The following is a 25,959-nucleotide window of genomic DNA, read 5'->3' as shown; positions in this document are numbered from 1 at the left end:
GCGCAGAATGGGCGCGATGAACGCAGCCGTGACGCTCGCACCGTGGGGTCCTGCCGACCTGCCGCTGCTGGAGCGCGCCAACACGCCCGAGATGACGGCCCACCTCGGCGGCCCTGAGACACCCGCGCAGCTCGAGGAGCGTCAGGAGCGCTACCTCCGTCTCGTTGGCGCAGGGGAAGCCGCGATGTACCGGATCGAGGTCGACGGCACGCCCGTCGGCGGCATCGGGTACTGGCAGGTCGAACACGACGGCACACCCGCGTGGGAGACGGGATGGCACGTCTTCCCCGAGTGGCAGCGGCGGGGGATCGCCGGCGCGGCGCTGCGGCTGATCATCCGGCTGGTGGCCGCGCGCGGCGAGCGCACTCTGCTCGTCGCGTACCCGGGCATCGCCAACCCTGGGTCGAACGCACTGTGCCGCACCGCGGGATTCACGCATCGCGGGTCGGGAAGCATGCCATGGCGCGGCGGTGACCTGGCCTTCAACATCTGGGTCCTCGACATGTCACCGCTCGACCTCGACGCCCGCGCACCCGACCTCGACGAGCGGTTCGACGAAGGCGTGCTCGACGAGACGGTGTGGTGGCCCTACTACCTGGCGCACTGGTCGTCGCGGGAGCGCGCGGCGGCGCGGTACTCGGCGGCTCCGGAAGGGCTCGAGCTGCGCATCGACAGGGACACCTCTCCGTGGTCGCCGGAGTTCGACGAGGGGAATCGCGTCTCGCACCTGCAGACCGGCCAGTTCTCCGGACCGCTCGGCAGCCCCACCGGGCAGCATCGCTTCCGTGACGGCCTCGTCGTGCGCGAGGCGCAGCCCGAGCGCCGCCTGCATCTTCCCCGATTCGGGGTGATCGAGGCGCGCATGACAGCTGTGCGCCACCCGGACGCGATGGTCGCCTTCTGGCCGATCGGCTTCGAGGACCGGCCCGACGACTGCGGCGAGATCTGCATCGCCGAGATCTTCGGATCCGAGATCGACGACACGGGTGGCTGGGTCGGTGTCGGCGTGAAGGCCCAGCACGACCCGCGCCTGCGCACGGACTTCGAGAAGATCCGCGTCGACGGCGACCTCACCGCGATGCACGACTATGCCGTCGAGTGGACGCCCGACGAGGTGCGATTCTTCATCGACCATCGCTGGGTCAAGACCGTGCGCCAGACGATCGACTACCCGACGCAGCTCATGCTCGACGTCTACGAGTTCCCCCGCGCCGACGGCGAGCGCGACGTGGCGGCCCTCCCCCACGTGCTGCGGGTCGAGCGCGTGCGCACGTTCCCGCCGGCCTGACGGCCGGCGTCGCACCCCAGGCGGGCCGGGCGTCAGCTCGCGCGTTCCTCAAATGAGGAACCGAGCCGAGATGAGGAGCGACACGCCGTCGCACGCTCCGCAGCTCGGCACAGATCCTCAACTGAGGAAACGCGGCCGGGATAGGGACGCGTTCCTCATCTGAGGAACCTGGCCGGACTGAGGAGCGACGCGCCGCTGCCCGCTCTGCAGCTCGGCGCTGGTCCTCAGCTGAGGATCAGTCACCTGCGTCAGAAGAGCCCGACGATGCGTCCGTCGTCGTCGACGTCGATGGTGTTCGCGGCGGGCACCGCGGGCAGGCCCGGCATCGTCATGATGTCGCCGCAGACCATCACCACGAAGCGCGCGCCGGCGGCGAGGCGCACCTCGCGGATGTCGACGACGTGCCCGGTCGGAGCGCCGCGCAGCCTCGGGTCGGTCGAGAACGAGTACTGGGTCTTCGCGACGCACACCGGGTAGCCGCCGTAGCCCTCTTCCTGCAGGCGCTTGATCTGCGCACGCACGGCGGTCGACGCCGTCACCTCCGACGCCCCGTAGATGCGCGTCGCGATGGCGCTCATCTTCTGCCACAGCGTCGCCTCGTCGGGGTACGTGAAGCGGAGCGCTTCGACAGGCTCAGCGACCGGGCCCACAGGGTCACCGACCGGGCCGGCAGGGTCCGCAACCTCCACACCCGGCCCCTGAGCCACACCCGGTCCCTGAGCCCCACCCAGGCCCCGAGCGACACCCGGTCCCTGAGCTTGTCGAAGGGCGGCCACCGGACCGCGCGCGCAGAGCCGCACCACCTCGCGTGCGAGATCCTCCGCGCCGGCGCCGCCCTCAGCGAAGTGCCTCGCGACCACAGCCGTGACCCCGACGGCCTCCGACGCGGCGAGGAGCGCCGAGATCTCGGCATCCGTGTCTTCCGCGCGATGGTTGATCGCGACGACCGCCGGGATGCCCCAGGTCTCGCGGATCGTCGTGAGATGACGCACCAGGTTCGCCGTGCCGTGCTCGAGAGCCGCGACGTTCTCGTGCGGCAGGTCGGCCACCTCGACGCCGCCGTGGTACTTCATCGCCCGCACGGTCGCGACGACGACGGCCACGTTCGGTCGCAAGCCGGTCGTGCGGCAGAGGATGTCGACGAACTTCTCGGCACCGAGGTCGGCGCCGAAACCCGCCTCGGTGACGACGTAGTCGGCCATGCGCAGCGCGGAGTCGGTCGCCAGGTATGAGTTGCAGCCGTGCGCGATGTTCGCGAAGGGACCGCCGTGCACGAACGCCGGGGTGTGCTCCAGGGTCTGCACGAGGTTGGGGGCGAGGGCGTCGCGCAGGATGGCGGCCATCGCACCGTGGGCCTGCAGGTCGCGGGCGCGGACGGGCGCGCGGTCGCGCGTATAGGCGACGACGATCTCACCGAGACGCTCCTTGAGGTCGGCGAGGCTGGTCGCGAGGCAGAAGATCGCCATGACCTCGCTGGCCACCACGATGTCGAAGCCGCCCTCGCGCGGGTAGCCGTTGCCGGGCCCGCCGAGACCGATGACCGTGTCGCGCAGCGCACGGTCGTTGACGTCGAGCACGCGCCGCCACGTCACGCGCCGCACATCGATGCCGAGGGCGTTGCCGTGGTGGACATGGTTGTCGATCAAGGCCGCGAGCAGGTTCGTGGCGATGCCGATCGCGGAGAAGTCGCCGGTGAAGTGCAGGTTGATGTCTTCCATGGGCACCACCTGCGCATACCCGCCGCCCGCGGCGCCGCCCTTCATGCCGAACACCGGTCCGAGCGCCGGCTCGCGCAGGCAGATCATGGACCGTTCGCCGATGCGCCGCAGCGCGTCGCCGAGCCCGACCGTCGTGGTGGTCTTCCCCTCGCCGGCCGGGGTCGGCGACACGGCGGTCATCAGCACCAGCCGCCCGCGTGGCCGGTCGCGGAGGGTCTGCAGGTGCCGCAACGACACCTTCGCCTTGTAACGGCCGTACGGCTCGAGCTCGTCGTCGGGAATGCCGAGGTCCTCGGCGATCCGCCCGATGGGCCAGAGGTCGGCTTGCTGGGCGATCTGGATGTTGCTCGTTGCCACGCTCGCTCCCCGTGCGGGCGCCGTCGCCCATCGGGCCCAGCCTAGGTGGGCGCGGGGGCGCTCGCCGCGACCCGCGCCGTCGAGTTCGTGTGCCCTCGCCGAGTGCGCAGGTCACGCGCGCCAACGGCGTGTGCGCTCGGCGGGTGCACACGAAGCGCGCAACCGGCGCGCGTTGCGGAGAGGTCGGCGCTGCCGGTGGCGCGGCCGCGGCACGCTCTCTACCGTGGAGCCATGGCGACAGCGGAGGTGCGCAGGGCCACGGTCGACGACGCCGAGCGCGTGGCAGGGCTGCTGCACGATTTCAACGTGGAGTTCGACACCGCCTCACCGGGTCCGGTCGTGCTGGCCGAGCGCTTGCGCGGCCTGCTCGCCGGGACGCAGACGTTCGCGCTGCTGAGCGGGGAGCCCGCGGTCGGAATCGGTCTCGTGACGCTGCGTCCCAACGTCTGGTACCCGGGCCGGGTGGCACTGCTGGACGAGATGTACGTCGCGCCGCCGGCGCGCGGGGCAGGCATCGGCGGAGCGATCGTGGAGCGTCTGATCGCCGACTGCCGCCGTGACGGGGTGTCCGCCATCGAGATCAACGTCGACGCGGGCGACGTCGATGCGCAGCGCTTCTACGAGCGTCACGGCTTCCACGGGTCCGATCCGCAGACCGAGGAGCGGTCGTACTACTTCTTCCAGGAGCTGTGAGCCGCCCCACCCCGCTCTCCACGCTCCGTCCACGTCGTGTGCTCTCGCCGACCACACACGATGCCGATGCGAGCGACGTGTGATCTCGGCGAGAGCACATGAAGCGCACAGCAGGAGGAACGGATGCCGCGCCGCGAGGTCGCGGCGCGGCATCCGTCCCGCGGGTCAGTGCGGGCTCAGAGCGACAGGCCGTGGCCGAAGCGGAACAGCGGGTCGGCGGTGTCGAAGGGCACGTCGGGCCGCGAGGCCTCGACCGCAGCCATCGACGACGGGATGTCGAACGGCAGCCTGCCCTGCGCCGGCGTCGCGCCGCTCAGCACGTCGAGCAGCGCCGCGCCGCTCGCACCCCAGTTGCCGACCACCGCATGCGCCGTCTCGACGACCGGGCCCAGGAGCGCGGGGCGGTCGAGGAAGACGTCGACCACCGTCGGCACGGCCGCCGAGACCTCGGCGAGGTGCGCGAGCACGTCGGCGGGGAACTCGAGCGAACCGGCGTGGAAGAAGTTCTCGAACGTCGTCTCGCGCTGCTCGAAGGGCGCCTGCAGGCGCAGGATCGCGACATCCGCCTCGGCGGGCGATGACACCACCTCTCCGTACGCGGCGGCGACGTCCGGCGCGATGCCTTCGAGGTACAGCTTCGCGCCGCGCGCGAACGGCAGCACCGACGCTTCGACAGGCTCAGCGACCGGCCCCTGAGCCCCTCCCGGTTCCTGAGCCTGTCGACGATCGTCCGGTGCGACGGCGCGGTTCGACAGCACGGTGATCGATGCACGCTGGGCCGCGTCGCCCTCGGCGCGGAACTGCGCCGAGCCTACGATCGTGTCGGCCGCCTCGGCGTCGACGAACGGGTTGTCGAAGAGGCCGAGCAGGAACTTCTCGCGCAGCAGACGGCGCGCCGACACGTCGAGCCGCTCCGGCGTCAGGGCACCCGAACCCACCAGCTCGACCACGAGCTCGGGGCACGCCTCGCCACCGAACTGGTCGGCACCGGCATCCAGGATCTTGAGCACCCGCTCGGCCGGCGTGAGGTGTTCGACGCCCCACGCACGGGCGGGGAACGGCTGCCCGAAGATCGCGGCGTCGTTGACGAGGCCCCAGTCGGTGCACACGATGCCGTCGAAGCCGTAGCGCTCGCGCAGCAGGCCGGTGAGCACCGACTTGTTGAAGCCGAAGCCGACCTCCTCGTACTCGGTGCCGACCGGCATGCCGTAGTACGGCATGACCTGACGCACACCCGCCTCGAAGGCCGCCTCGAACGGCTTGAGGTGCAGCTCGAAGTGCCCACCGGGGTATACCTGCTCGCGCCCGTAGGCGAAGTGCGGGTCTTCGCCGTCCTTCTGCGGACCGCCGCCGGGGAAGTGCTTGACCATCGCCGAGACCGCGCCGGGACCGAACGATTCGCCGTTCTGGAACCCGCGGATGTACGCGGCGCCGAGTTCGCCCGTGAGCTCCGCGTCTTCGCCGAAGGTCTGCAGGGCGCGCGCCCAGCGCGGCTCGGTCGCGAGGTCGACCTGCGGGTGCAGCGCGACGCGGATGCCCACCGCGGTGTACTCCTGGCGCGCGATGTCGCCGAACCGCTCGACGAGCGCCGCGTCACGAGTGGCCGCAAGACCGAGGGCATCGGGCCACTGCGAGAACGGGCCGGCGAGCATCGCCGCGCCCGGGTTCTCGGTGAACGAGTGACGCGGATCGGTCGAGATCGTCACGGGGATGCCGAGACGAGTGGATGCCGCGAGCTCCTGCAGCTTGTTGTGCCAGCGTGCGATCGCACCCGCGGTGGGGGCGACGCCGAGCAGGTTGAAGTGCGTCATGCCCTTCTCGACCACGTACTCGCGGTTCGACGGGAGTCCGAACGCCGGATCGGCCTCGGCGAGCTCGCCGTCCTCGCCCATGGTGATCATCGTCTGGAAGAGCAGGCCCGCCTTCTCCTCGAGCGTCATCTCGGCGAGCAGCAGCTCGACGCGCTCGGCGACGGGCAGGCTCGCGTCGAGCCAGGGGCGGTCAGCGGCGGCCGGGGCCGCGGCATCCGTCATCGTTGTATCAGTCACTTCACTCCCTTGATGCGGTAGACGAGGATCGCGCCGGCGAGAGCGACGGCGGCGCCGACGAGGTACCAGAGGCTGTAGCCGCCGATCGCGGTGCCCGCGCCGATGGCGATCACGAGCGGGGCGATCGCGGGTGCGATCGACTGCGGCAGCGCGTTGGCCATGTTGAGCACGCCCAGGTCTTTCGCGGTGTCGTCCGGGTTGGGCAGCACCTGCGTGGCGAGGGCCAGGTCGACCGAGAAGAACGAGCCGGCGCCCAGGCCGATGATGCCCTGGGCGAGGATGACCACCGGCACCGACGGCGCGAAGGCGAGCACCACGAGGCCGACCACCATGATGATGCCGGCGAGTGCGACGAAGGGCCGGCGCTTGCCGAAGCGATCCGACAGCACCCCGCCGAGCGGGCTGGAGATGACCATGCCGACGGTCGACGCGATGTTCGCGATCAGGATGGTCGAGATCGCGGTCTGCTCGTCGAGGTCGAACTTCTGCGTGAGGAAGTACGGCAGGAAGGTCGCGATGCCCGCGTAGCCGAACATGATCATGAACTTCGTCAGCCACGTCCAGCCGAAGTCGGGGTGCTTGACCGGGTTGAAGACGAAGGAGCCGAAGAACTGTCCGACGGTCAGCCGCTGCGAGGGCTTCTGATCCAGCCGGCGATCCTTCAGCAGCGCGACGAAGACCACAGCGAGGACGAGAGCGATGAGCGCCGGCACCAGGAACCGCAACACGTCGTCGCCGATGAAGTTGATGAGGAAGCTGCCGGCCAGAATCGCGAGAGGGGTCGTGATGCCCACGATCCCGGAGACCCGGCCGCGGCTCGCGACCGGCGTCTGATCGGGCAGCGTCGCGTTGGCGGCGGCCAGCACGGCGTTGAGCGACGCCTGCGCGAGGCACCAACCGAGGAGGACGACCCACACCGAGCCGGCGATGCCGATGAGCAGGAAGGCGCCGACCCCGACGAGGGCGCCGCCGAGGATCCACGGGCGGCGCATGCCGAAGCGCGACGTCGTGCGGTCCGACAGGCGCCCGGCCAGCGGATTGGCGATGAGCGCGAACAGTGCCCCGACGCCGGAGACGAGTCCCAGGTTCGCGGTGGCCTGCTCGGGAGTGGCCGAGATGTGCTGGATCTTGAAGGCCATCGAGACCAGCACCGGCGTCAGCAGAGCCAGGTAGACGCCGAAGTTGACGGCGGCGAGACCGGGGGCGTAGCCGCGGGGCGTCTTCTCGGGCGTCGTGCCGGGGGCCTTGAAGCCGGTCGTGCCGGCGACGGCGACCGTCGCGGCGGGTGACATCTCTGTCATCGGGAGTCCTTTCACACGGGTGGACGCCGCGTGGATACAGGCGTCCGCAAGCGTCGGCCACGACGCTCGCGGACGACGATACACGAAACCCGACCGTTTGGTAACTCAAAGCCGACCGATTGGAAACCCGCTTCGCTATGATGGTCGAGACGAGAGGATGCCGCGTGCCGACGACGACCGCGACCGAGGGCGCCGCACGGCAGCCGCGTGGGGCGGTCACGAACCGGGGGGACCGCGCCCGGCTCACCCGCACCCGCATCGTGGACGCCGCACGGGAGACATTCGTCGCGCGCGGCTATCGCACCGCATCGCTGCGCGACGTCGCGACGGCCGCAGGCATCAGCCACCCCGGGCTCCTCAAGCACTTCGCTACGAAGGACGAGCTGCTCGCCGCGGTCGTCGAGTCCTTCGAGGCCGAGAACCAGGCGCTCTTCCTCCAGCAGGTCGCCTCGGAAGACCCGGGCGCCCTCGCCTACTCGCTCCTCGCCCAGCGCAATGCCACGATCCCCGGCTACCTCCCGCTGTTCGCCGCGCTCACCGGCGAGGCATCCACCCGACGTCATCCCGCGCACGAGCGCATGCGCGCGCGCTATGCCGATCTCCGCGAGGTGTCGGAGGCAGCGATGGAGGAGGGCATCCTGCACGACACGGTCGCTCCAGACCGTGATCCGCGGGGCGAGGCGATCCGCGTCTCGGCGGCATGGGACGGCCTGCAGGTGCTCGAGCAGTACCTGCCCGATCGCGTCGACCTGGTGGGGATGCTCGAGCAGCACGAGAGCACGCTCGCCCTGCCGGTGGGATGGCGCGAGCCGTCGGAGGCGCCGCCGCGCCCGGTCGCCGCCCCCGTGCCTCCGCTGCCGGACTTCTCCGGCGACGTGTGGGCACTCGGGCCCGAGACGGGCGCGGATGTCGCGGGATACCGCGTCGGGCGCGAACGGCGGGCGCGAATCGTCGCCGACGCGACGGCGCTGTTCGCCGAGGAGGGGTACGGCGACACCAGCCTGCGCGATATCGCCGAGCGGGTCGGGGTGTCGAAGTCGACGCTGCTGCACCACTACGCCTCGAAGGAGCAGCTGCTGCGTGCCGTGCTCGCCGAGCGTGACCGCGGCATCCAGGACCGCGCGTCGTTCGTGCCCGGCAACCGCGCGGCCGACGAGCTGCGAGCTCTCCCCCGGGGCGCCGCCGAGAACGCCACGGACGCGCCGGGTCTCATCGAGGTGTACGCCGTGCTGTCCTGCGAGGCCGTGCCGGCAGATCACCCCGCGCACGCGTACTTCGCGCACCGCTACACCCAGACGATCGACCACTTCGCGGCGCTGTTCCACGCGGCGCAGGCCGACGGCGACCTTCCCGCCCACCGCGACCCCGAGCGCGAGGCCGTCTGGCTCGTCGCGTTGTGGGACGGCCTGCAGTACCAGTGGCTGTACGACCGCGACGCGGTGGATGTCGCGGCCGAACTCACCGCCCACCTCGACGACGTGCTGCCGACGGCCTGAGCCGAGACCCGTCGGCTCAGGCGGCGGCGATGACCTCGAGCACGGCCTCGCCGTAGGCCTCGCGCTTCTTGGCGCCGATGCCGGAGACGCCGTCGAGATCGGCCAGGCTGCCGGGGCGACGTTCGGCGAGCGCCCGCAGCGTCGCGTCGCCGAACACGATGTAGGCGGGCACGCCAAGTTCTTTCGCGACCCCGGTGCGCCAGGCGCGCAGCGCCTCGAAGACGCCGAGGTTCGCGGGGTCGAGGTTGTCGGGCGCCGTGGTCTTGCGCACCCGGGCGACACCGCCGGAACGGCCCATCACGTCGCGGCGCAGCGGCACCGGCGACTCGCCCCGCAGCACACCGGCGGCCGGCTCGCCCAGGGCGAGCGTGCCGTACTCGCCGCGGGCGACCAGAATGCCGCGGGCCAGCAGCTGGCGGATGACACTGCGCCAGTCCTGCTCGCTGAGGTCGGCGCCGAGGCCGTACGTCGAGAGCTTGTCGTGTCCCTGCTGGCGGACGCGGTCGGTCGACCCGCCGCGCAGGATGTCGATCAGGTGGCCGGCGCCGAACGCCTGGCCGCGTTCGCGCTGCAGCCGCACGATCGTCGACAGCAGCTTCTGCGCCGGGACGAGGCCGTCCCACGTCTCGGGCGCCTCGATGCACGTGTCGCAGTTCCCGCACCGGTCCGATGCCTCGCCGAAGTAGTCGAGGAGGTTCTGGCGGCGGCATCCGATCGTCTCGCAGAGAGCCAGCATCGCGTCGAGGTGCTGGCCGAGACGAGTCTTGAAGGCTCGGTCGCCCGGAGACTGGTCGATCATGCGCCGCTGCTGCACGACGTCGCCGAGCCCGTAGGCCATCCACGCGACGGACGGCTCGCCGTCGCGGCCCGCCCGGCCCGTCTCCTGGTAGTAGCCCTCGACGGACTTCGGCAGATCGATGTGCGCGACGAAGCGGACGTCGGGCTTGTCGATGCCCATGCCGAAGGCGATCGTGGCGACCATCACGACGCCGTCCTCGCGGAGGAACCGCGACTGGTTCGCGGCACGGGTCTCGGCGGGAAGTCCCGCGTGGTACGGCAGCGCGTCGATCCCCTGCGTCGAGAGGAACTCGGCGGTCTGCTCGACCGACTTGCGACTCAGCGCGTACACGATGCCGGCCGATCCGGCACCCTGCGACCGGATGAAGGCGACGAGCTGGCGCCGCGGGTCGGACTTGGCCTCGATGCGGTACTGGATGTTGGGCCGGTCGAAGCTCGACACGAAGTGCAGCGCGTTCAGCAACTGCAGCCGCTCGGTCATCTCGCGGTGCGTCGCGGGCGTCGCCGTGGCGGTGAGGGCGAGCCGCGGCACGCCGGGGAATCGTTCGGCGAGGGCGCCCAGCGCGAGGTAGTCGGGCCGGAAGTCGTGGCCCCACTGCGAGACGCAGTGCGCCTCGTCGATCGCGATGACACTGAGCTTTCCGCGCGCGAGGAACCGCAACGTCGTCTCGGTGTTCAACCGCTCGGGCGCGACGTACAGCAGGTCGAGCTCGCCCGCGAGGTACGCCCGCTCGACGGCGGCGCGTTCGGGCGGTGCCTGCGTCGAGTTGAGGTAGGCGGCGCGCACGCCGTTGGCGAGGAGGGCGTCGACCTGGTCGTGCATGAGCGCGATCAGGGGGCTGACGACGAGCCCGGTTCCCGGGCGCACGAGCGCCGGCACCTGATAGCAGACGCTCTTTCCGCCACCGGTGGGCATGAGAACGACGGCGTCGCCGCCCGAGACCACCTGGTCGACGATGGCCGCCTGCTCGCCGCGGAACGCGTCGAACCCGTAGACCTCTCGCAGGACCGTGCGCGGATCGGCCCCGGTGAAGTCGCGCCGCGGGCCCGCCCCCGCGAACGGATCGAAGTCGGTGGAGGCGCCGACGCCGAAGTCCGGCGGCGGCTGCCAACCATCCTCGGGCGGTGCCCACGCGTCGTCGGGCAGGGGCCCCTCGCCGAACTCGGGCGGCAGGAGATCGGGCTCCCACGCGAGGTCGGCGTACGGGTCGCCCTGCGGGATGGTCACCCGTCCCAGCGTAGCCGCGGCATCCGACGTGATCCCCCCTGCCGGCGTGCCGCCGAAGAACGCGGTCGCATCCGCTGCGCAGCGCCGCTGGGGAGGAGCCGGACGGTGAGACGGCCCGACCCGGCGGTCCTCAATTGAGGCAACGAGCTCGCATGCGGGGCGACACGCCACTGGCAGCTCCTCAACTCGGCAGGCTTCCTCAGCTGAGGAAGCCGCTCCGCCTCCGCGAGCGGGCTCAACCCCGCAGGACGCTCAGCACCACACGGCGCTCAGCACCACTTGGCGGCGATGGCGTTGATGACGGTGACGTTCCTGCTCGTCGCGACGCCGAGCAGGCTCGCGGCACCGAGCGGATCGACGTTGCCGGCCTGGTAGCCGGGCCCGAGGAGGGCGTGCGCGACGCGTCCTCGCACCACCATGCCGCCGGCCGACGTCGCGAGCCCCTCCACGCGGGCCACCGTCTCGACCGGCAGCTCCTCCTTGAGCAGATAGACGTAGTGCCGTTCGAGCCCGGTGCGATCGGCGCTGAGCGCCGCCGCCTCGCGAGCGATCTCGGCGACTTCGGCCGCGGTGAACACCATCGTCGGAACGTCGAACCCACGGTCCGCGGCGAACGCATCCTCCAGTGCCTTCTCGATCTTCGCCCGCGAGCGCATCGGCGTGGTGAACCGCACGTTGCCGGTGTTGATGTGCGTCTCGACGTCCGTGAAACCGACGCTCTCGACGGCCCGCCGGATGTCGTCCTTCGCGAACTTGCGGTTCGCGCCCAGGTTGATCGCGCGCAGGAACGCCACGTAGGTCGGCATCACGCCATCATGACGGATGCCGTGGCCCGCAGCATCCGTTATCGTCTTCGTCATGCAATGCCAGTGAGCCGCCTTCGTCACCATCTCCCGAATACGGATGCCGCGTCGCGGCGTCCTTCGAAAGGCATCGCATGTTCTCGTCCACGTCCCTGCCGCTGCGCGGCAAGACCGCCCTCGTCACCGGCGTCTCCCGCCGGCGCGGCATCGGCTACGCCGTCGCGTCGGAGTTCGCGCGTCTCGGCGCCGACGTCTTCATCCACCACTACGCCGCCCACGACGCCGACCAGCCCTGGGGCACGGACGACCTCGACGCGGTGCGCGAGGGCCTGCGTGCGGAGCTGGCGCCGGGTGCGCAGCTCGGGGACGTGACCGCCGACCTGCGGGAGGCGGCATCCATTCCTCCGCTCATCGAAGCGGCCGGAGCGCTCACCGGACACCTCGACATCCTGGTGTGCAACCAGGCGCTGTCCGGCGACGACGGGTCGATCCTCGATATGACGGCCGAGCGGCTCGACGCGCACTGGCAGACCAATGCCCGCTCGACGCTGCTGCTCACACGCGAGTTCGCTGCGCTGCACGCAGACGCGACGAATCCTGCACGGCAGCCCGGGGAGCGCTTCGAGCGTCGCGACCCCTTCGCCGAACCGGTCGGGCGCGTGTTCTGGATGACGTCGGGCCAGATCCACGGTCCGATGCGGGGCGAGGTCGCGTACGCCGCCAGCAAGGCGGCGCTCGCCGGCGTCACCAAGACCGTCGCGGCGGAGCTGCTCGACCTCGGGATCATCCTCAACACGATCGACCCGGGTCCTGTCAACACCGGCTACCTCGATCCCGAGACGACCGACCGGCCGCTGGCGCAGATCGAGGAGTGGATGCAGTCGACTCCGTTCGGCCGCTACGGCGAACCCGCCGATCCCGCGCGCCTCATCGGATGGCTCGCGACGCCGGACGGCGCGTGGGTCGTCGGCCAGGTGCTCTCCACCGACGGCGGTCTCGGCCTCGGCTGACCTGTCCCCGGCTCGCAGTCACCGCCGGCCGGCCCGCTCGACCGCGCCAGTTTCCTGCGAGCGCGGCGTCGCGTCACGCAGCGCTCGCAGGGAAGAGCAGCGGATGCCTCGGCGCCGGGCCGCGCGACATCCACCGGGCGCCGCGCGGCTCAGAGCCGGACGACCTCGGTGATGCGCACCACGGCGGCCCCCGCCTCGACCGAGGCAGCAAGCTCGACGACCCCGCGGATGCGCCAGTCGTGGTGGCCGGCGGGATCGTCGATCGTCTGCTCGACGCGCCAGACACCGGAGGCCGCATCCGTCTCGTCCACCGTCACCAGTCGCGGCGAGCGCGCGGGCCCGCCGGTGAGGATCTCGTCGTGCTCGTCGAAGTAGGCGTCCAGCGCGGCGGGCCAGTCGACGTCGGGATCGAGCTCGGTGAGCTCGTCGTCGCGCTGCAGGGCGGCCAGCTGCACGCGGCGGAACAGCTCGTTGCGCACCAGCACGCCGAACGCGCGCCGGTTGGTCAGCACCGACGGCGGGGCGGGCGGCACGACCGGTGCCGTGGGGTCGGCGACGGGGTTGACCAAGGCCTCCCACTCGTCGACGAGGCTCGAGTCGACCTGCCGCACGACCTCACCCAGCCACGCGACGATGTCGTGCAGCTCGTCGGTCTGCGCCTCGGTCGGCACCGTCTGCCGGATCGCGCGGTATGCGTCCGACAGGTACCGCAGCACGAGCCCCTCGCTGCGCGACAGCTGGTACAGCGAGATGAGCTCCGAGAACGACAGCGCCCGCTCGAACATGTCGCGCACCACGGACTTGGGCGACAGCTCGAAGTCGCGGATCCACGGCTGGCTCGACGCGAACACCTCGTACGCCTGGTTCAGCAGCTCCTCGAGCGGCTTCGGGTACGTGACCTCTTCGAGCAGGGCCATGCGCTCGTCGTACTCGATGCCGTCCTGCTTCATCGCCGCCACGGCCTCGCCGCGGGCCCGGTACTCCTGCTGAGAGAGGATCTGGCGCGGATCGTCGAGCGTCGCCTCGATCACGCTCACCACGTCGAGCGCGTAGTGGCCCGTCCCCGCCGCGCCGGGGGCGTCCTCGGGGTCCAGCAGGCCGATCGCGGCGAGCGCGAACGGCGAGAGCGGCTGGTTGAGGGCGAAGTTCGGCTGCAGGTCGACCGTGAGGCGGATCTGATCACGGATGCCGCGGCCCGCGGCATCCACACCCCCGCTCCGGTCGATCTCGACCACCCCCGCCGTCAGCAGGGTGCGGAAGATCGCGATCGCCCGGCGTGCGAGCTCGTACCGTCTGGCACGCGGCTCGTGGTTGTCGAAGACCAGCGACCGCACGTTCTCGAACACGTCGCCGCCGCGGGCGATGACGTTGATGAGCATCGCGGCGGTCAGCGACAGCTGCGGCACCAGCGGCTCGGGCTCGGCGTCGACGAGGCGCTCGAACGATCCGAGGCCCCAGTTCACGACCCCGGTCGGCGCCTTCTTGCGCACGATCTTCCTGCGCTTGGCGGCGTCGTCGCCGGCCTTGCGGAGCGCCGCCTCGTTCTCGATCTCCCACTCCGGTGCCATCACGACGACCGTGCCCGACGTGTCGTAACCGGCCCGGCCGGCGCGTCCGGAGATCTGGTGGAACTCGCGCGCCGACAGCTGCCGCATCCTCGTGCCGTCGTACTTCGACAGCGCCGTGATCATCACCGTGCGGATGGGCACGTTGATGCCGACGCCGAGCGTGTCGGTGCCGCAGATGACGCGCAGGAGGCCCCGCTGCGCCAGCGTCTCGACGAGCCGGCGGTAACGCGGCAGCATGCCGGCGTGGTGCACGCCGATGCCGGCCCGCACGTACCGCGACAGGATGCGGCCGAACGCCGTCGTGAAGCGGAACCCGCCGATGGCCTCGGCGATCGCGTCCCGCTGCTCGCGGGAGACGATCCGGATGCTCGACAGCGCCTGCGCCCGCTCCATCGCGGCGGCCTGCGAGAAGTGCACGATGTACACCGGCGCCTCGTTGGTCTGCAGCAGCTCCTCGACGGTCTCGTGCACGGGGGTGCGGGCGTAGGAGAAGTGCAGCGGCACCGGACGGTCGACGCCGGTGATCCGAGACACCGGGCGGCCCGTGCGGCGCTCCAGGTCCTCCGCGATCGCGGCGACGTCGCCCAGCGTTGCCGACATGAGCACGAACTGCGCGCGCGGCAGCAGCAGCAGCGGCACCTGCCAGGCCCACCCGCGATCCGGATCGCCGTAGTAGTGGAACTCGTCCATCACGACCTGGTCGACGTCGGCTCCCGCGCCCTGGCGGAGCGCGATGTTCGCGAGGATCTCGGCGGTGCAGCAGACGATCGGCGCATCGGGGTTGACCGACGAGTCGCCGGTGACCATGCCGACGTTCGCGGCGCCGAAGATGTCGACGAGTGCGAAGAACTTCTCGCTCACCAGCGCTTTGATCGGCGCCGTGTAGTAGGTGCGCCCGCCCCGCGCCACGCACGCGGCGTGCGCGGCCACGGCCACCAGCGACTTGCCGGTGCCTGTCGGCGTCGACAGGATCACGTGCGAGCCCGACACGATCTCGATGACCGCCTCGTCCTGCGCCGGATACAGGGCGAAGCCCTCGTCGCCCGCCCACTCGACGAACGCGTCGTAGAGCGCGTCGGCATCGGGCGCGGCCGACCCGGCCGCCGCCGCCGCGGTCGCGATGGTATCGAGGAGCGTCACCGTCCGAGTCTGTCAGGTCACGTCACCAGGACGGACCGCGGGATGGACCGTCGGGGCTAGAGGGCCGCCAGGGTGCGGTGCGCGTGCACCCCCGCTGGCGGAATCCGGCGCGGGCGACGTACGTTGAGAGCGACGACGGAAGGATTCCTGTGACCGATACCACTGCGCAGACCATCGTGACCCGCAACGACGAAGACCGCCGATACGAGGTGCACGTCGACGGCGTGCTCGCGGGATTCACCGTGTTCCGCATCGATGCGCGCGGACGCCTGCACTTTCCGCACACCGAAGTCGACCCCGCCTTCCGCGGGCGGGGCATCGCGCAGACACTCGTGGGCGAGGCGATGACGGATGCCGCGGCCCGCGGCGAGACCGTCGTGCCCCACTGCCCCGTGGTGGCGAAGTATCTGCGGGAGCACGAGGTGCCCGGGCTCACCGTCGAGTGGCCCGACCAGCCGCAGCCCGAGTGAGCACCCCCGCATGACCAGACTGGACGCCGACGACGCCGTCGCCACCGAATCGGCGGTCGACTGCCCCGGACCGCGCACGCTGCTGCTCGAGACGCGCGAGGTACCGCTCGGTGGCGTACGCGCCATGTCGGTGCACCGCTCGCTGCCGCAGCGGGACCTGCCGCTCGTCGGCGCCTGGTGCTTCCTCGACCGCTTCGGTCCGCAGGAGACGCGCATGCGCGTCGAGCCCCACCCTCACATCGGCCTGCAGACCGTCACCTGGCCCTACCTGGGCGAGGTGCGCCACCGTGACTCCGTCGGCAGCGACGTCGTCGTGCGTCGTGGCGCCCTCAACCTCATGACGAGCGGCGCGGGCATCTCGCACTCCGAATACTCGCTGGGAGAGGATGCTGCGCCACTGGACGCGCTGCAGCTCTGGGTCGCCCTGCCCGAGGCCCGGCGACACGGCGCCCCCGCTTTCGAACAGCACGCGGTGCTTCCCGAGCTGGAGCTGATCGCGACGGCCGGCGCGGCCGGCGCGGCGACCGTGGTGCTCGGCGAGCTCGGCGGCGTGGCCTCGCCCGCGACCGTGTACACGCCGATCGTCGGCGCCGAGCTGCGCATCGCCCCCGGCTCCACGGTGCGCGTGCCGTTGAACCCGGACTGGGAGCACGCTCTCATCGTCGTGTCGGGCGACGCCGAGGTCACCGGTGAGGGCGACGCCGTGGAGACGGTCGCCGTCGACACGGCGCACCTGCTCTACCTGGGCACGCGACGCGACGATGTGGTCGTCTCGAGCGGCACCGGCGCGACACTATTCCTGCTCGGCGGCGAGCCGTTCGAGGACGACGTCGTGATGTGGTGGAACTTCGTCGGCCGCACGCACGAAGAGATCGTGGAGGCTCGCGAGGCGTGGGAGTCCGGAGGCGAGCGCTTCGGCCGCGTCGTCGACCACGGCGACGAGCGGATCCCGGCGCCTCCGATGCCCGCCGTCCGACTCACCCGGCGCCGGCGCCGCCTGTAGCGCACGCGGATGCGCGCCATGCGCACAGACGAGGGCGCCCGATCCGAGGATCGGGCGCCCTCGTCGGTGATCACGTCACTTGGTCACGAGGAACACCGTCGCGCCGACCGAGGCCTCGATGTTGGCGCTGCCCGGATAGGTCGCCAGCACGACGTACACGCCGCGCTTCTGCTTGGGAAGCTCGATCGTCGCCGTGCCGTCGACGAGCGTGCCCGTGTACGACTTCGCGTTCACTCGAACCTTGACCGGTCCGTTCGCGGCCGGCCCCGCGGACGGCGTGACCACCACCGTGATGGTGAAGTCTTGCGGCGTCGTGCCGACGCGTGGGCTGACCGTGACCTTGGTCTTGGATGTCGCCTTGACCTGCACGGGCTCGCTCACGGCGACGCCGGCGTTGATGTTGCCGGCCTGCGTCGCGGTCACCTGCACCGACAGCGCCCGGCCCGCGTCCTCAGACGCGACCTTGTAAGTCCGCGCCGTCGCGCCATCGATAGCCGCGCCGTCTCGCAGCCACTGGTAGGCGAACGTGACGTCCGTCGGGTCCCACGTGCCGGGTTTCGCCGTAAGGGTCTTGCCGACCTTCGCCGCACCGGTGATGGTGGGGCCGGACGTGGCGACCGGGGCCGCTGGGCCCGCATCGACGGTGAGCACCGTGCGCACGTCCGACTCGCCGTACTGCACGACGCCGTAATAGCGCGACGCGGGCGCGAGTCCGGTCCACGACAGGGAGTAGCTCGTCGGCGTGCTCTCCGTCACCGGCAGCGGGTTCGGAGTGGCAGTCAGAGATCCCTCCCCGCCGGATCCGACGACGGCGGTCGTCAGGTCCCACGTCATCGGGTTCGGGGTCGCGAACAGGTGGGCCTCGACGAGATAGGTACCCGCGGTCGGGTCGTCCAGCACAACCGACTCGTCCGCCGAGCCGCTCGCCGACTGCCACTTCTGGTAGTAGCTCAGGTTCGTCGGGCCGACGACGCGGTAGACGACGAGGTCGAGATCGCTACCCGCGTCATCCGACGAGTCGAGGTCGAACCGCGCGAGCGCGGCCCCCTCGGGCACGTCGACGATGTAGTACGAGTAGCCGTCCTCGTCTCCCGAGGTCTCGTTGCCCGAGTGCCCAGGCACGTCGACGCCGTTGCCGAAGATCTCCTCGGTCTGTAGCACCGCCGGTGCGAGACCGCTGAGGTTCAACGGCAGCTCCCCCGTGATGCCCGGCGTGATCTCGACCGACGCGCTCCCGGCGATGCCTTCGCCCGACACGCTGGCCGGCGCGTCCGCCGTCACCGGGTAGATCGCGATCGGCGAGCGCGCCGTCGTCGGACCGGTCCAGGTCAGGAAACCCGTCGTCCACTGCTCGGGCGCGGCATCGGTCTTGGTGAAGCTCACCGTGAACGTGCCCGTGTCACCCGCGGCGAGGGTGAGCGACGCCGGTTCGACGATCACATCCATGCCCGGCACCGCCGCAGCGGCGGTGTAGGTGCCGGCCGTCGTCGCGCGCACGGAGCGGGTGACGGTTTGCGGGCCCGACAGCGAGCCGATGGCGATGGATGCGAGGTTCAGGTCGCTCCCGTCGATCGGCAGCACCTCGTCGTCGGCATACAGCCCCTTGCCGACGAGGTACTGAAGCCACTGCGTGGGGCCGCTGTCGTAGACGAGTCCGGGCTCGAAGAACCGCGTCGGGTCAACGTGACCGGCACCCTGAGCGAACGGGTCGGTGTTGGTCGATCCGTCCTCGTTCACGGTGTCGTACGCGGTCGTCATCATGGCCGACTTGATCTCGGCGGGTGTCGCGTTGGGGCGCTCCCCGAGGTAGAGGGCGGCGAGGCCCGCGATGTGCGGCGACGACATCGACGTGCCTGACTTGAAGCCGAACGTCGGGTCCGCACCCGCGGCGTTCTGGGTCGCCGCGAGGATCGCGACGCCGGGTGCCGAGATGTCGGGCTTGAGGACGTCGCTGCCGTCCGCGAGCATCGGCCCGCGGCTCGAGAATCCAGCGACCACGGGCGTCGGGGTCTCGATGGCGGTGATGTTGTCGCCGTGCAGCGTGACCGGGGCGTCCGGGGTGGCCCGAACGTACTCGAGCAGTTGCTCACGATAGGTGGCCTGGATGTGCACCGTCGGCACCGAGTGGAAGTCGTTGTCGAGCGAGCCCGGCGTGACGTTCACGAGGATCATGGCGGTGCCACCCGCCTCCTCGACCGCCTGCGATTTCTCGATACGCGCGTTCGTGCCGCGGTCGCAGACCACGACCTTGCCCGCGACCTTCGCCGGGTCGAGCCGGTCGAGGAAGCAGAGCTTCGCCTCGTCGACGCTGACGCCGGCCAGCGCAGCGTCGCCCGCGTAGATCGAGGGACCGCTGATGGTCTCACCGAACGGCACCGTCACCGTCGCCCCGACAGCCTGGACACTTCCGAACTCGACGGTTCCCTCGTAAGTCGGAACGGTGGATGCCGCAACTGTCGTGTACCACGGCGATGCGTGGTCGGCCGTCGAGGCGCCAGGTCCGTCGTTGCCGGCGCTGACCGCGACGAAGATCCCCGCGGACGCCGCGTTGAAGAACGCGATGTCCTCGGTGGCGAGCGTGGTGGTGGCAGCACCGCCTCCGATCGAGTAGTTGATCACGTCGACGCCGTCGGCAGCCGCGGCGTTGATCGCCGACAACAGGTCGCTGAGCGCGCAGATGTCATCGGTGGTGACGAGGGGATCGGGTCCCACGTAGCACGCCTTGTACGCGGCGACCTTCGCCGCGGGGGCGACGCCGGAGATCGCGCCGAAGTCGACGCCCTCGACGGTTGCGGCCACGTCGTGGTTTCCTGCGGCGGTGCTGGCGGTGTGCGATCCGTGTCCGTCCGCGTCGCGGGGCGAGACGTAGTCAGGACCGAAGTCGAAGCCGTTCGCTGCGGCCCCCGCGTTGAAGTACTTCGCGCCGACCAGCTTCGTGGAGTAGGCGTCTTCCGTCCACTCCTCTCCTGTCACGCGGGCACTCTTGAACAGGTTGCCGTCGGCCTTGGCGAACACGACCGTGTTGCCGTCGAGATACGGCTCGCTGCCTGGCGCGGTGCCGAGCGGTTCGCCGGCGAACGCGGGGTTCTCGGGGGCGATGCCGGTGTCGACGACACCGACCACGGTGCCGGCGCCGGCGGCCTCGATGCCGCCGACCTTCTCCCAGACTCCGCCCGGACCGCTCAGGCCGAGGAACTCGGTCGAGGGCACGGCGTCGGGGTGCATGATCTCGTCGGGCACCACGGACTGCACACCCTTCGCACCGGCGAGCTTCTGCGCCTGGGCGGCGGTGAGGTTCGCAGTGAAGGCGTTGAGGGTGATGGTGAGGTTGCCGTCCGGAGTCACTCCGGCCTCTGCGGCCACATCCGCCTGGCGGTTCTCGAGGAAGTCCGAGTAGCGCTGTACGTCGCGGGCCGAGGCGTCGAGCTTCTCGCCCTCGCCGGGCTGGGTCGGTGCGAGGCCGGCCTCGCCGCCGTCGTACGTGGCGGCCGGAGCTTCCTCAAGGAGGACGATGTAGCGTCCGGCTTCGAGGTCGACGGGAATGGGTGTTGTCACCTCCTGGGGTACCGCGCCGAAACTTGCTGTGGCAGTGCCCGCGAACAGTGCGGCGAGTGTGACGACCGCTGCTGCTCTCACGGAGGATCGACCCATGCGTGGCCTCCAGGTTGTTGTGCTGGGGAGTTGCTGCGCCACATCGTTGGGGCGCAGCGATCTCAAACGTAACTGTCAGCGGAATCTCAGAGAATGAGAGATAGGTGAGAAACGCGATTCCACGTGACAGTACGCTTGGCAGGTGGCTGACCGATCCCGGATTTCGACGAGCGTTCTGCTCACCTGCGCCGCGATCGGCGTTGCAACGGGTGTTCTGCAGGCCGGAGCGGGTGCGATCAGCGGCTTCGTATCGGCGGGTGCACCGATCCTCTACGGCCTCGTCCTCGGGGTCCACGTCCTGCCCGGTGTCGTCGCGCAGGATCTGCTGCGCCGACCCTGGGTCGCCCTCATCACCCACCTCATCGCCGCGCTCGTCGCGAGCGCCATCGTGCCGCTGTGGATCGGGCGCTATATCGGCACGGCCCTGCTGATCGGCGGCCTCCAGGAGATCATCGCGGCCACGTCGCGCTATCGCCGCTGGGAACCCTGGCGGTTCTTCCTCTCGGCGGTCATCGTGGGCGCCGTCATCGCGGTGGCCATCTGGTTCGCCGCCGACATCACGAAGTTCGCCCTCTGGGCGCAGATCGTCTACGTCGCCCTGTTCATCGTCGGCCCCGTGGCCTGGACGGCAGTCGGCCTCGCCATCGGCGGTGCCCTGCGCCGCGCCGGCGTTGCTCGCCGCAGCCGCGCCTGACCCTCCCGCACCCCGAGCCGCGACGCGGCCCGTCCCGGTCCCGTCGCGCGCTTCCGCGCCCGGCGCCCCCTCGCTCGCCGTCGCTCGCCGTCGCGCCCCTCGCTCGCCGTCGCTCGCCGTCGCGCCCCTCGCTCGCCGTCGCTCGCCGTCGCGCCCCCTCGCAGCCTCCTCGCGTGACTTGCCGTATAGGTACGCGACACGCTGGCGTGTCGCGTACCTATACGGCAAGTCATCCGATTGGTGGGGGGCGGGAAGGCGGGTAAGTTAGGGAAGGCTAAGTTTCCTTCGACGATCGGATGCCCGTGTCCTCTGCCGTGCCGCTGCTGCGGGTGCGCGGGCTCGGTATCACGCATGACGGCGAGACCACGCCGGCTCCGGCATCCATCTCGTTCGACATGGCACCCGGAGAAGTGGTGCTGTTGCTCGGTCCCAGCGGCTCGGGCAAGTCGACGTTGACGCTCGCGCTCAACGGCCTGCTCCCGCAGGTGGTGCCGGCGAGCGTCACCGGGTCGGTCGCGGTCGACGGGCTCGACACGCAGACGACGCCCGTTGCCGAGCTGAGCACGCGGGTCGGCATGGTCTTCCAGGATCCCGACGCGCAGCTGGTGACCGGCACGGTGCTCGACGAGGTGGCGTTCGGACCCGAGAATCTGCGGATGCCGGTGGCCGAGGTGCTCGCCCGCGCCGAGGATGCCCTCCGCCGCGTCGGCCTCTGGGAACGCCGCGCCGAGAACCCCGACCGGCTGTCGGGCGGCGGACGCCAGCGCCTCGCGATCGCGTGCGCCCTGGCGATGGGCTCGCCCCTGCTCGTGTTCGACGAGCCGACCGCGAACCTCGACCCGGCAGGGATCGAGGAGGTCTACGCCGCCCTGGCGGAGCTCGTCTCGGCCGGCGACCGTGCCATCCTGCTGGTGGAGCACAATCTCGACGCGGCCGTGGGCTTCGTGGACCGCGTCCTCGTCCTCGGTCACGACGGCCGCCTCGCCGCCGACGGCACCGTCGACGAGGTGTTGCGCGACCGCGCCGAGGATCTGCACGACATGGGCGTGTGGCTGCCGGTGTCGACGATCGCCGCGCTGCGGCTGCGCCGCGCGGGATTTACGCTCGACCCCCTGCCGCTGACCCCTGACGAACTGCGCGCCGCGCTCGACGCCGAGGACGCACCGGCGGGATCCCGGTCGCTGAGCGAGCGAGGAACGAGCGAGACGAAGCGCGCCGAGCCTCCGTCGCCGGTCGGCCGGGGGCGTGCCGTCTCGGCCGCTGGAGATCCCTCGCTCGACGACCGGGGCGCGCGGCTCCCGGGCACGCCCCTCATCACGGTTCGTAACCTCACCCTCCGCCGCGGGCGCACCGAAGTGCTGCATCGCGTCGACCTCGACGTGCCGCGAGGCGCCTTCGTCGCGGTGGTGGGGGCGAACGGCGCCGGCAAGACCAGCCTCATCCAGGCGCTCGCCGGCGTGGTCGCGCCCCCGAAAGGCACGGTGCACGTCGACGGACTCGACATCGGCCGCGCCGACGCCCGCACGCTGAGCAGACGCATCGGCTTCGTGTTCCAGAACCCCGAGCACCAGTTCATCGCGCACACCGTCTTCGACGAGATCGCCCACGGCCTCCGGCGTCAGCACCTCCCCGACGACGAGGTGCGCGCGCGCACTCTGGCGCTGCTCGAGCGGTTCGGGCTCGACGGCAAAGCAGACAGCCACCCGTTCCTGCTCTCGGGCGGACAGAAGCGGCGGCTCTCGGTCGGCACGGCGCTGGTCGCCGGCGCACCGGTGCTCGTCCTCGACGAGCCCACCTTCGGCCAGGACCGCGCCCGCGCGGATGAGCTGCTGTCGCTGCTGTCGCAGCTGAACGCCGAGGGAACCACGGTCATCGTCGTGACCCACGACATGCAGCTCGTGACGGAGTACGCCGACCGCACCGTGATCCTCGCCGACGGTCACCTGCTCGCCGAGGGCCCCACTGCCGCGATCTTCGCCGACGACGCGCTCATCGCCCGTGCGGGCCTGCGGCCGCCGCCCCTGCGTCGCGCGCTGGGCGGTGTGCAGCGGCATCCCGAGCTCTCCCGTATCGCCCGCCTCGCCGACCTCCCGGGCACCCCCGTCACGCTTCCCACCTCGAGGAACGGCGCGGCGAGTGCTGCCCGAACAACCGGGGCGGACCCGATCCGTCCGGGTTACGGAACGGCGCCCGCGGGTGCCCCCAGCGGAGGGAGCGCGACGTGACCGACGCCGGCCCCCTCACCGCGGCCACTGCCGTGCACAGCCCGATGGATCCGTACGCGACGCGGGTCCAGGCATCCGGGATCCGCTTCCTGTACGCGCTCAACCCGCTCGCGAAGCTGGCCGCGCCGCTGCCCGCGATGGCAGTGCTGGTGTTCGTGAGGGATGCCGCGACCCCCGCCGCATTCCTGCTGCTGGCGTACGCCGTGCTGCTGGTCGGCGTCGACTTCACACGGCGGCTGGCTGCCGTGCTCTTCCTCGCCCTGCCGCTCAGCGCACTGGTGATCGGCTTCGGCTTCGCGCTGTGGACCGACCCCTCGCGCGTGGACCAGTCGATCGTGGTGTGGCAGCTCGGCGGCTGGACGATGTACGGCGGGGCCCTCGCCGTCGGCGGGGCGACGGGTCTGCGCCTCTCGGCGATCGTCGCGCTCACGCTCATCGCGGGGCTGTCGACCACGGGACCCGACCTCGTGCGCGCGACCGTGCAGCAGCTGCGCGTGCCGTATCGCATCGGCTACACCGCGCTGGCGGCGTTCCGCTTCGTGCCGCGGTTCGGGCACGAGCTCGACGTCATCCGTCAGGCCCACCGCGTGCGCGGCGCACACGGCGGTCGGGGTCCGCTGGCTGCCGCCGCGCGCTGGTTCGGGTATGTCGTGCCGCTCATGGCCGGCGCCATCCGCCATGCCGAGCGCGTCGCCCTCGCCATGGACGCCCGCGCGTTCGGCGCGCATCCCGACCGCACCGAGCGCTACCTCGTGCCCTGGCGCGTGCGCGACACCGTCTTCGTGCTGGCGTTCTGGGCCGTGTCGGCCGCGATCCTCACCGCCTTCTTCCCCTGGGGTCTGTCATGACCCCCGCCGCACTCACCATCCCTGTGGTTCTCACCCCCCTCGCCGTCACCAAGGAGCACTGACATGGCACCGGTCCCCCGACTCGTCAAGCCTGATACACAGGGCCTCGTGCATCTGCAGGTGCTGCGCACCGAGCGCCTCGCCCCGCACTGGCTGCGGGTGACGCTCGGCGGGGGCGAGATCGACAGGTTCCGCCCGATGGGCTATGACCAGTGGTTCCGCCTCTTCCTACCCCTGGGCGGCGGCGAGGGGCTGGACCGTCTCCCGGCGAAGGCGAACAAGATGTTCGGGTACCTCAAGTACCTGCGCATCCCTGACGGCGTCCGCCCCGTGATGCGCAACTACACGGTGCGCGCCTTCCGTCCCGCGACCGCCACCACGGATGCCGAGATCGACGTCGACTTCGTGCTGCACGGCTCAGCTGCCGAGGGCACAGCGGGTCCGGCCTCGCGGTGGGCGGAGACCTGCCGACCGGGTGAGAGCGTCGTCATCATCGACGAGGGACTCACCTTCAATCCCGAGCGCGGCACGGATCGCGTCGTGCTCGTCGCCGACGAGACGGGCCTTCCCGCGGTCGCCGGCATCTGCGCGTCTCTCCCGGCGCACGCGACCGGCCTGGCGATCGTCGAGGTGCCGTCGGCCGACGACGCCCTGGAGTTTCCGCACCCCGCGGGCGTCGAGGTCCAGTGGATCGTGCGCGAGCACGGCATCACGCCCGGAACGCCGGCGCTGCAGGCGCTGCGTGACGCGTCGATTCCGGATGCCCCGTTCCATGCGTACGTCGTGGGCGAGCAGGCGCTCGCGACCGAGGGTCGCCGGCACCTCGTCGGCGAGCGCGGGGTCTCGAAGGACAACGTGAGCTTCTGCGGCTACTGGCGCGTCGGCGTCGCGTCACCGGCACCGAAGTCGCAGCGCGCCGCGGTGGAGGCCCACTCGTGAGCGGCGCGGAGGAAGCGGCGACGACGTCCCCCTCCCCGAGCTCCGGCTCGGCGGGCGCACCGGCCGCCGCCGCCCCGGTGGAGCCCGGCCGGCGGAAGCCGGGCCGCGTGAACCGGGGCCGGGTGACCACGGCTTATCTGCTGACCTGCGCCGCCATCGGTGTCGCCGGCGGCGTGATGCTGTGGGGCGCCGGCTGGATCTCGACGGTGCTGTTCGCGACCGTGCCGTTCATCTCGGTCGCGATCGCCGGACTGTGGCTGCTGCCGGCGACGGTCGCGCTGCGGCTGCTCGAGCGCCCCTTCGCCGGCATCCTCGTCGGCGTGATCTCGGGCCTCGTGGTGTTCCCGTTCATCGGAGCGGCCGTGTGGTGGGCGTTCTTCGCCGAACTGGCGTTCCTCGTCTGCCTCTACCGCTCGTGGCGCACGTGGCAGTACTACGCCGGCGCCGTCTTCGTCGGCGTGGTCTACCCGATCTTCGCGGCGGCCTCGTTCAACCTCGCAGCCATGCCGCCCTGGACGCTCGTGACGTTCTTCGTCCTCACGATCGCCAGCTGCCTCGCGGGCGTCGGGCTCGGCATCCTCGTCGCCGACCGCCTGCGCAGGGCCGGCGTCGCGAAGCTCGCGCGGCGCCGCCCGGCCGTCACCTCCTGAGTCCGCAGCCGCCTTCCGTCTCGCCGCGGCA

The 25,959-nt window shown here is 71.1% G+C and carries 18 protein-coding genes; 11 read left to right on the top strand and 7 right to left on the bottom strand.

What is annotated here, in order from left to right; genetic code table 11:
* Positions 1-16 precede the first annotated feature (16 nt).
* A complete protein-coding gene (locus NCG93_RS00090; RefSeq protein WP_194412012.1) occupies positions 17-1,288 on the top strand; it encodes a GNAT family N-acetyltransferase in 1,272 nt (423 codons plus the stop codon).
* Positions 1,289-1,536: 248 nt separating this feature from the next.
* Here NCG93_RS00090 and NCG93_RS00085 read toward each other — a convergent pair whose 3' ends face one another.
* Positions 1,537-3,363, bottom strand: a complete 1,827-nt coding sequence (locus NCG93_RS00085) for a formate--tetrahydrofolate ligase (protein ID WP_252787387.1) — start codon at positions 3,361-3,363, stop codon at positions 1,537-1,539.
* Positions 3,364-3,594: 231 nt separating this feature from the next.
* On the opposite strand from NCG93_RS00085, the gene NCG93_RS00080 reads away from it, so the two are divergent.
* On the top strand, positions 3,595-4,056 hold the full coding sequence (locus NCG93_RS00080; protein ID WP_194412013.1) for a GNAT family N-acetyltransferase: 462 nt from the start codon (positions 3,595-3,597) through the stop codon (positions 4,054-4,056).
* Positions 4,057-4,232: 176 nt separating this feature from the next.
* Here the strand turns inward: NCG93_RS00080 and NCG93_RS00075 are convergent, their stop codons facing one another.
* A complete protein-coding gene (locus NCG93_RS00075) occupies positions 4,233-6,089 on the bottom strand; it encodes a glycoside hydrolase family 3 protein (protein WP_194413671.1) in 1,857 nt (618 codons plus the stop codon).
* 11 nt (positions 6,090-6,100) lie between these two features.
* On the bottom strand, positions 6,101-7,405 hold the full coding sequence (locus tag NCG93_RS00070) for an MFS transporter (protein ID WP_194412014.1): 1,305 nt from the start codon (positions 7,403-7,405) through the stop codon (positions 6,101-6,103).
* Positions 7,406-7,569: 164 nt separating this feature from the next.
* On the opposite strand from NCG93_RS00070, the gene NCG93_RS00065 reads away from it, so the two are divergent.
* Positions 7,570-8,901: a TetR/AcrR family transcriptional regulator gene (locus tag NCG93_RS00065; RefSeq protein WP_308212065.1), complete on the top strand. Its 1,332-nt coding sequence runs from the start codon at positions 7,570-7,572 to the stop codon at positions 8,899-8,901.
* Between the two features lie 16 nt (positions 8,902-8,917).
* On the opposite strand, the gene recQ is transcribed toward NCG93_RS00065, so the two are convergent.
* Both recQ and NCG93_RS00055 read right to left on the bottom strand, forming a co-directional pair.
* Positions 8,918-10,927, bottom strand: coding sequence for a DNA helicase RecQ (gene recQ / locus NCG93_RS00060; protein ID WP_194412016.1), 2,010 nt, complete (start codon positions 10,925-10,927; stop codon positions 8,918-8,920).
* A 269-nt stretch (positions 10,928-11,196) separates the two neighbouring features.
* Positions 11,197-11,787 (bottom strand): DUF1697 domain-containing protein, encoded by a 591-nt coding sequence (locus tag NCG93_RS00055; RefSeq protein ID WP_241741543.1) that lies wholly within the window; start codon positions 11,785-11,787, stop codon positions 11,197-11,199.
* Positions 11,788-11,864: 77 nt separating this feature from the next.
* Between NCG93_RS00055 and NCG93_RS00050 the strand changes: the two genes are divergently transcribed.
* Positions 11,865-12,740, top strand: a complete 876-nt coding sequence (locus NCG93_RS00050) for an SDR family oxidoreductase (protein ID WP_194412017.1) — start codon at positions 11,865-11,867, stop codon at positions 12,738-12,740.
* Between the two features lie 149 nt (positions 12,741-12,889).
* Here the strand turns inward: NCG93_RS00050 and NCG93_RS00045 are convergent, their stop codons facing one another.
* Positions 12,890-15,448: a DEAD/DEAH box helicase gene (locus tag NCG93_RS00045; protein WP_252787386.1), complete on the bottom strand. Its 2,559-nt coding sequence runs from the start codon at positions 15,446-15,448 to the stop codon at positions 12,890-12,892.
* 149 nt (positions 15,449-15,597) lie between these two features.
* On the opposite strand from NCG93_RS00045, the gene NCG93_RS00040 reads away from it, so the two are divergent.
* The gene (locus NCG93_RS00040; RefSeq protein ID WP_194412018.1) at positions 15,598-15,918 is read left to right on the top strand and encodes a GNAT family N-acetyltransferase; all 321 of its coding nucleotides are present in this window, start codon (positions 15,598-15,600) and stop codon (positions 15,916-15,918) included.
* A 10-nt stretch (positions 15,919-15,928) separates the two neighbouring features.
* The gene (locus tag NCG93_RS00035; protein WP_194412019.1) at positions 15,929-16,921 is read left to right on the top strand and encodes a pirin family protein; all 993 of its coding nucleotides are present in this window, start codon (positions 15,929-15,931) and stop codon (positions 16,919-16,921) included.
* A gap of 75 nt (positions 16,922-16,996) precedes the next feature.
* On the opposite strand, the gene NCG93_RS00030 is transcribed toward NCG93_RS00035, so the two are convergent.
* Complete coding sequence (locus tag NCG93_RS00030; RefSeq protein WP_194412020.1) at positions 16,997-20,476, bottom strand: S8 family serine peptidase; 3,480 nt, start codon at positions 20,474-20,476, stop codon at positions 16,997-16,999.
* A gap of 238 nt (positions 20,477-20,714) precedes the next feature.
* Between NCG93_RS00030 and NCG93_RS00025 the strand changes: the two genes are divergently transcribed.
* The 5 genes from NCG93_RS00025 (at position 20,715) to NCG93_RS00005 (ending at position 25,928) form a co-directional block, all read left to right on the top strand.
* Positions 20,715-21,266, top strand: a complete 552-nt coding sequence (locus tag NCG93_RS00025; protein ID WP_194412021.1) for an ECF transporter S component — start codon at positions 20,715-20,717, stop codon at positions 21,264-21,266.
* Between the two features lie 296 nt (positions 21,267-21,562).
* Positions 21,563-23,491, top strand: coding sequence for an ABC transporter ATP-binding protein (locus NCG93_RS00020; RefSeq protein WP_194412022.1), 1,929 nt, complete (start codon positions 21,563-21,565; stop codon positions 23,489-23,491).
* A gap of 44 nt (positions 23,492-23,535) precedes the next feature.
* Entirely contained in the window at positions 23,536-24,339 is an 804-nt protein-coding gene (locus NCG93_RS00015; RefSeq protein ID WP_194413674.1) for an energy-coupling factor transporter transmembrane component T, read from the top strand.
* Positions 24,340-24,402: 63 nt separating this feature from the next.
* Positions 24,403-25,278 carry a siderophore-interacting protein gene (locus NCG93_RS00010; protein ID WP_194412023.1) on the top strand — a complete coding sequence of 292 codons (876 nt, stop codon included), beginning with the start codon at positions 24,403-24,405 and terminating at the stop codon, positions 25,276-25,278.
* Positions 25,279-25,400: 122 nt separating this feature from the next.
* Entirely contained in the window at positions 25,401-25,928 is a 528-nt protein-coding gene (locus NCG93_RS00005) for an ECF transporter S component (protein WP_252787385.1), read from the top strand.
* Positions 25,929-25,959: the final 31 nt, after the last annotated feature.

It is taken from the genome of Microbacterium yannicii (genome assembly GCF_024055635.1).
Lineage (GTDB): Bacteria > Actinomycetota > Actinomycetes > Actinomycetales > Microbacteriaceae > Microbacterium > Microbacterium yannicii.
This window is presented reverse-complemented; position numbering and strand designations above follow the sequence as displayed.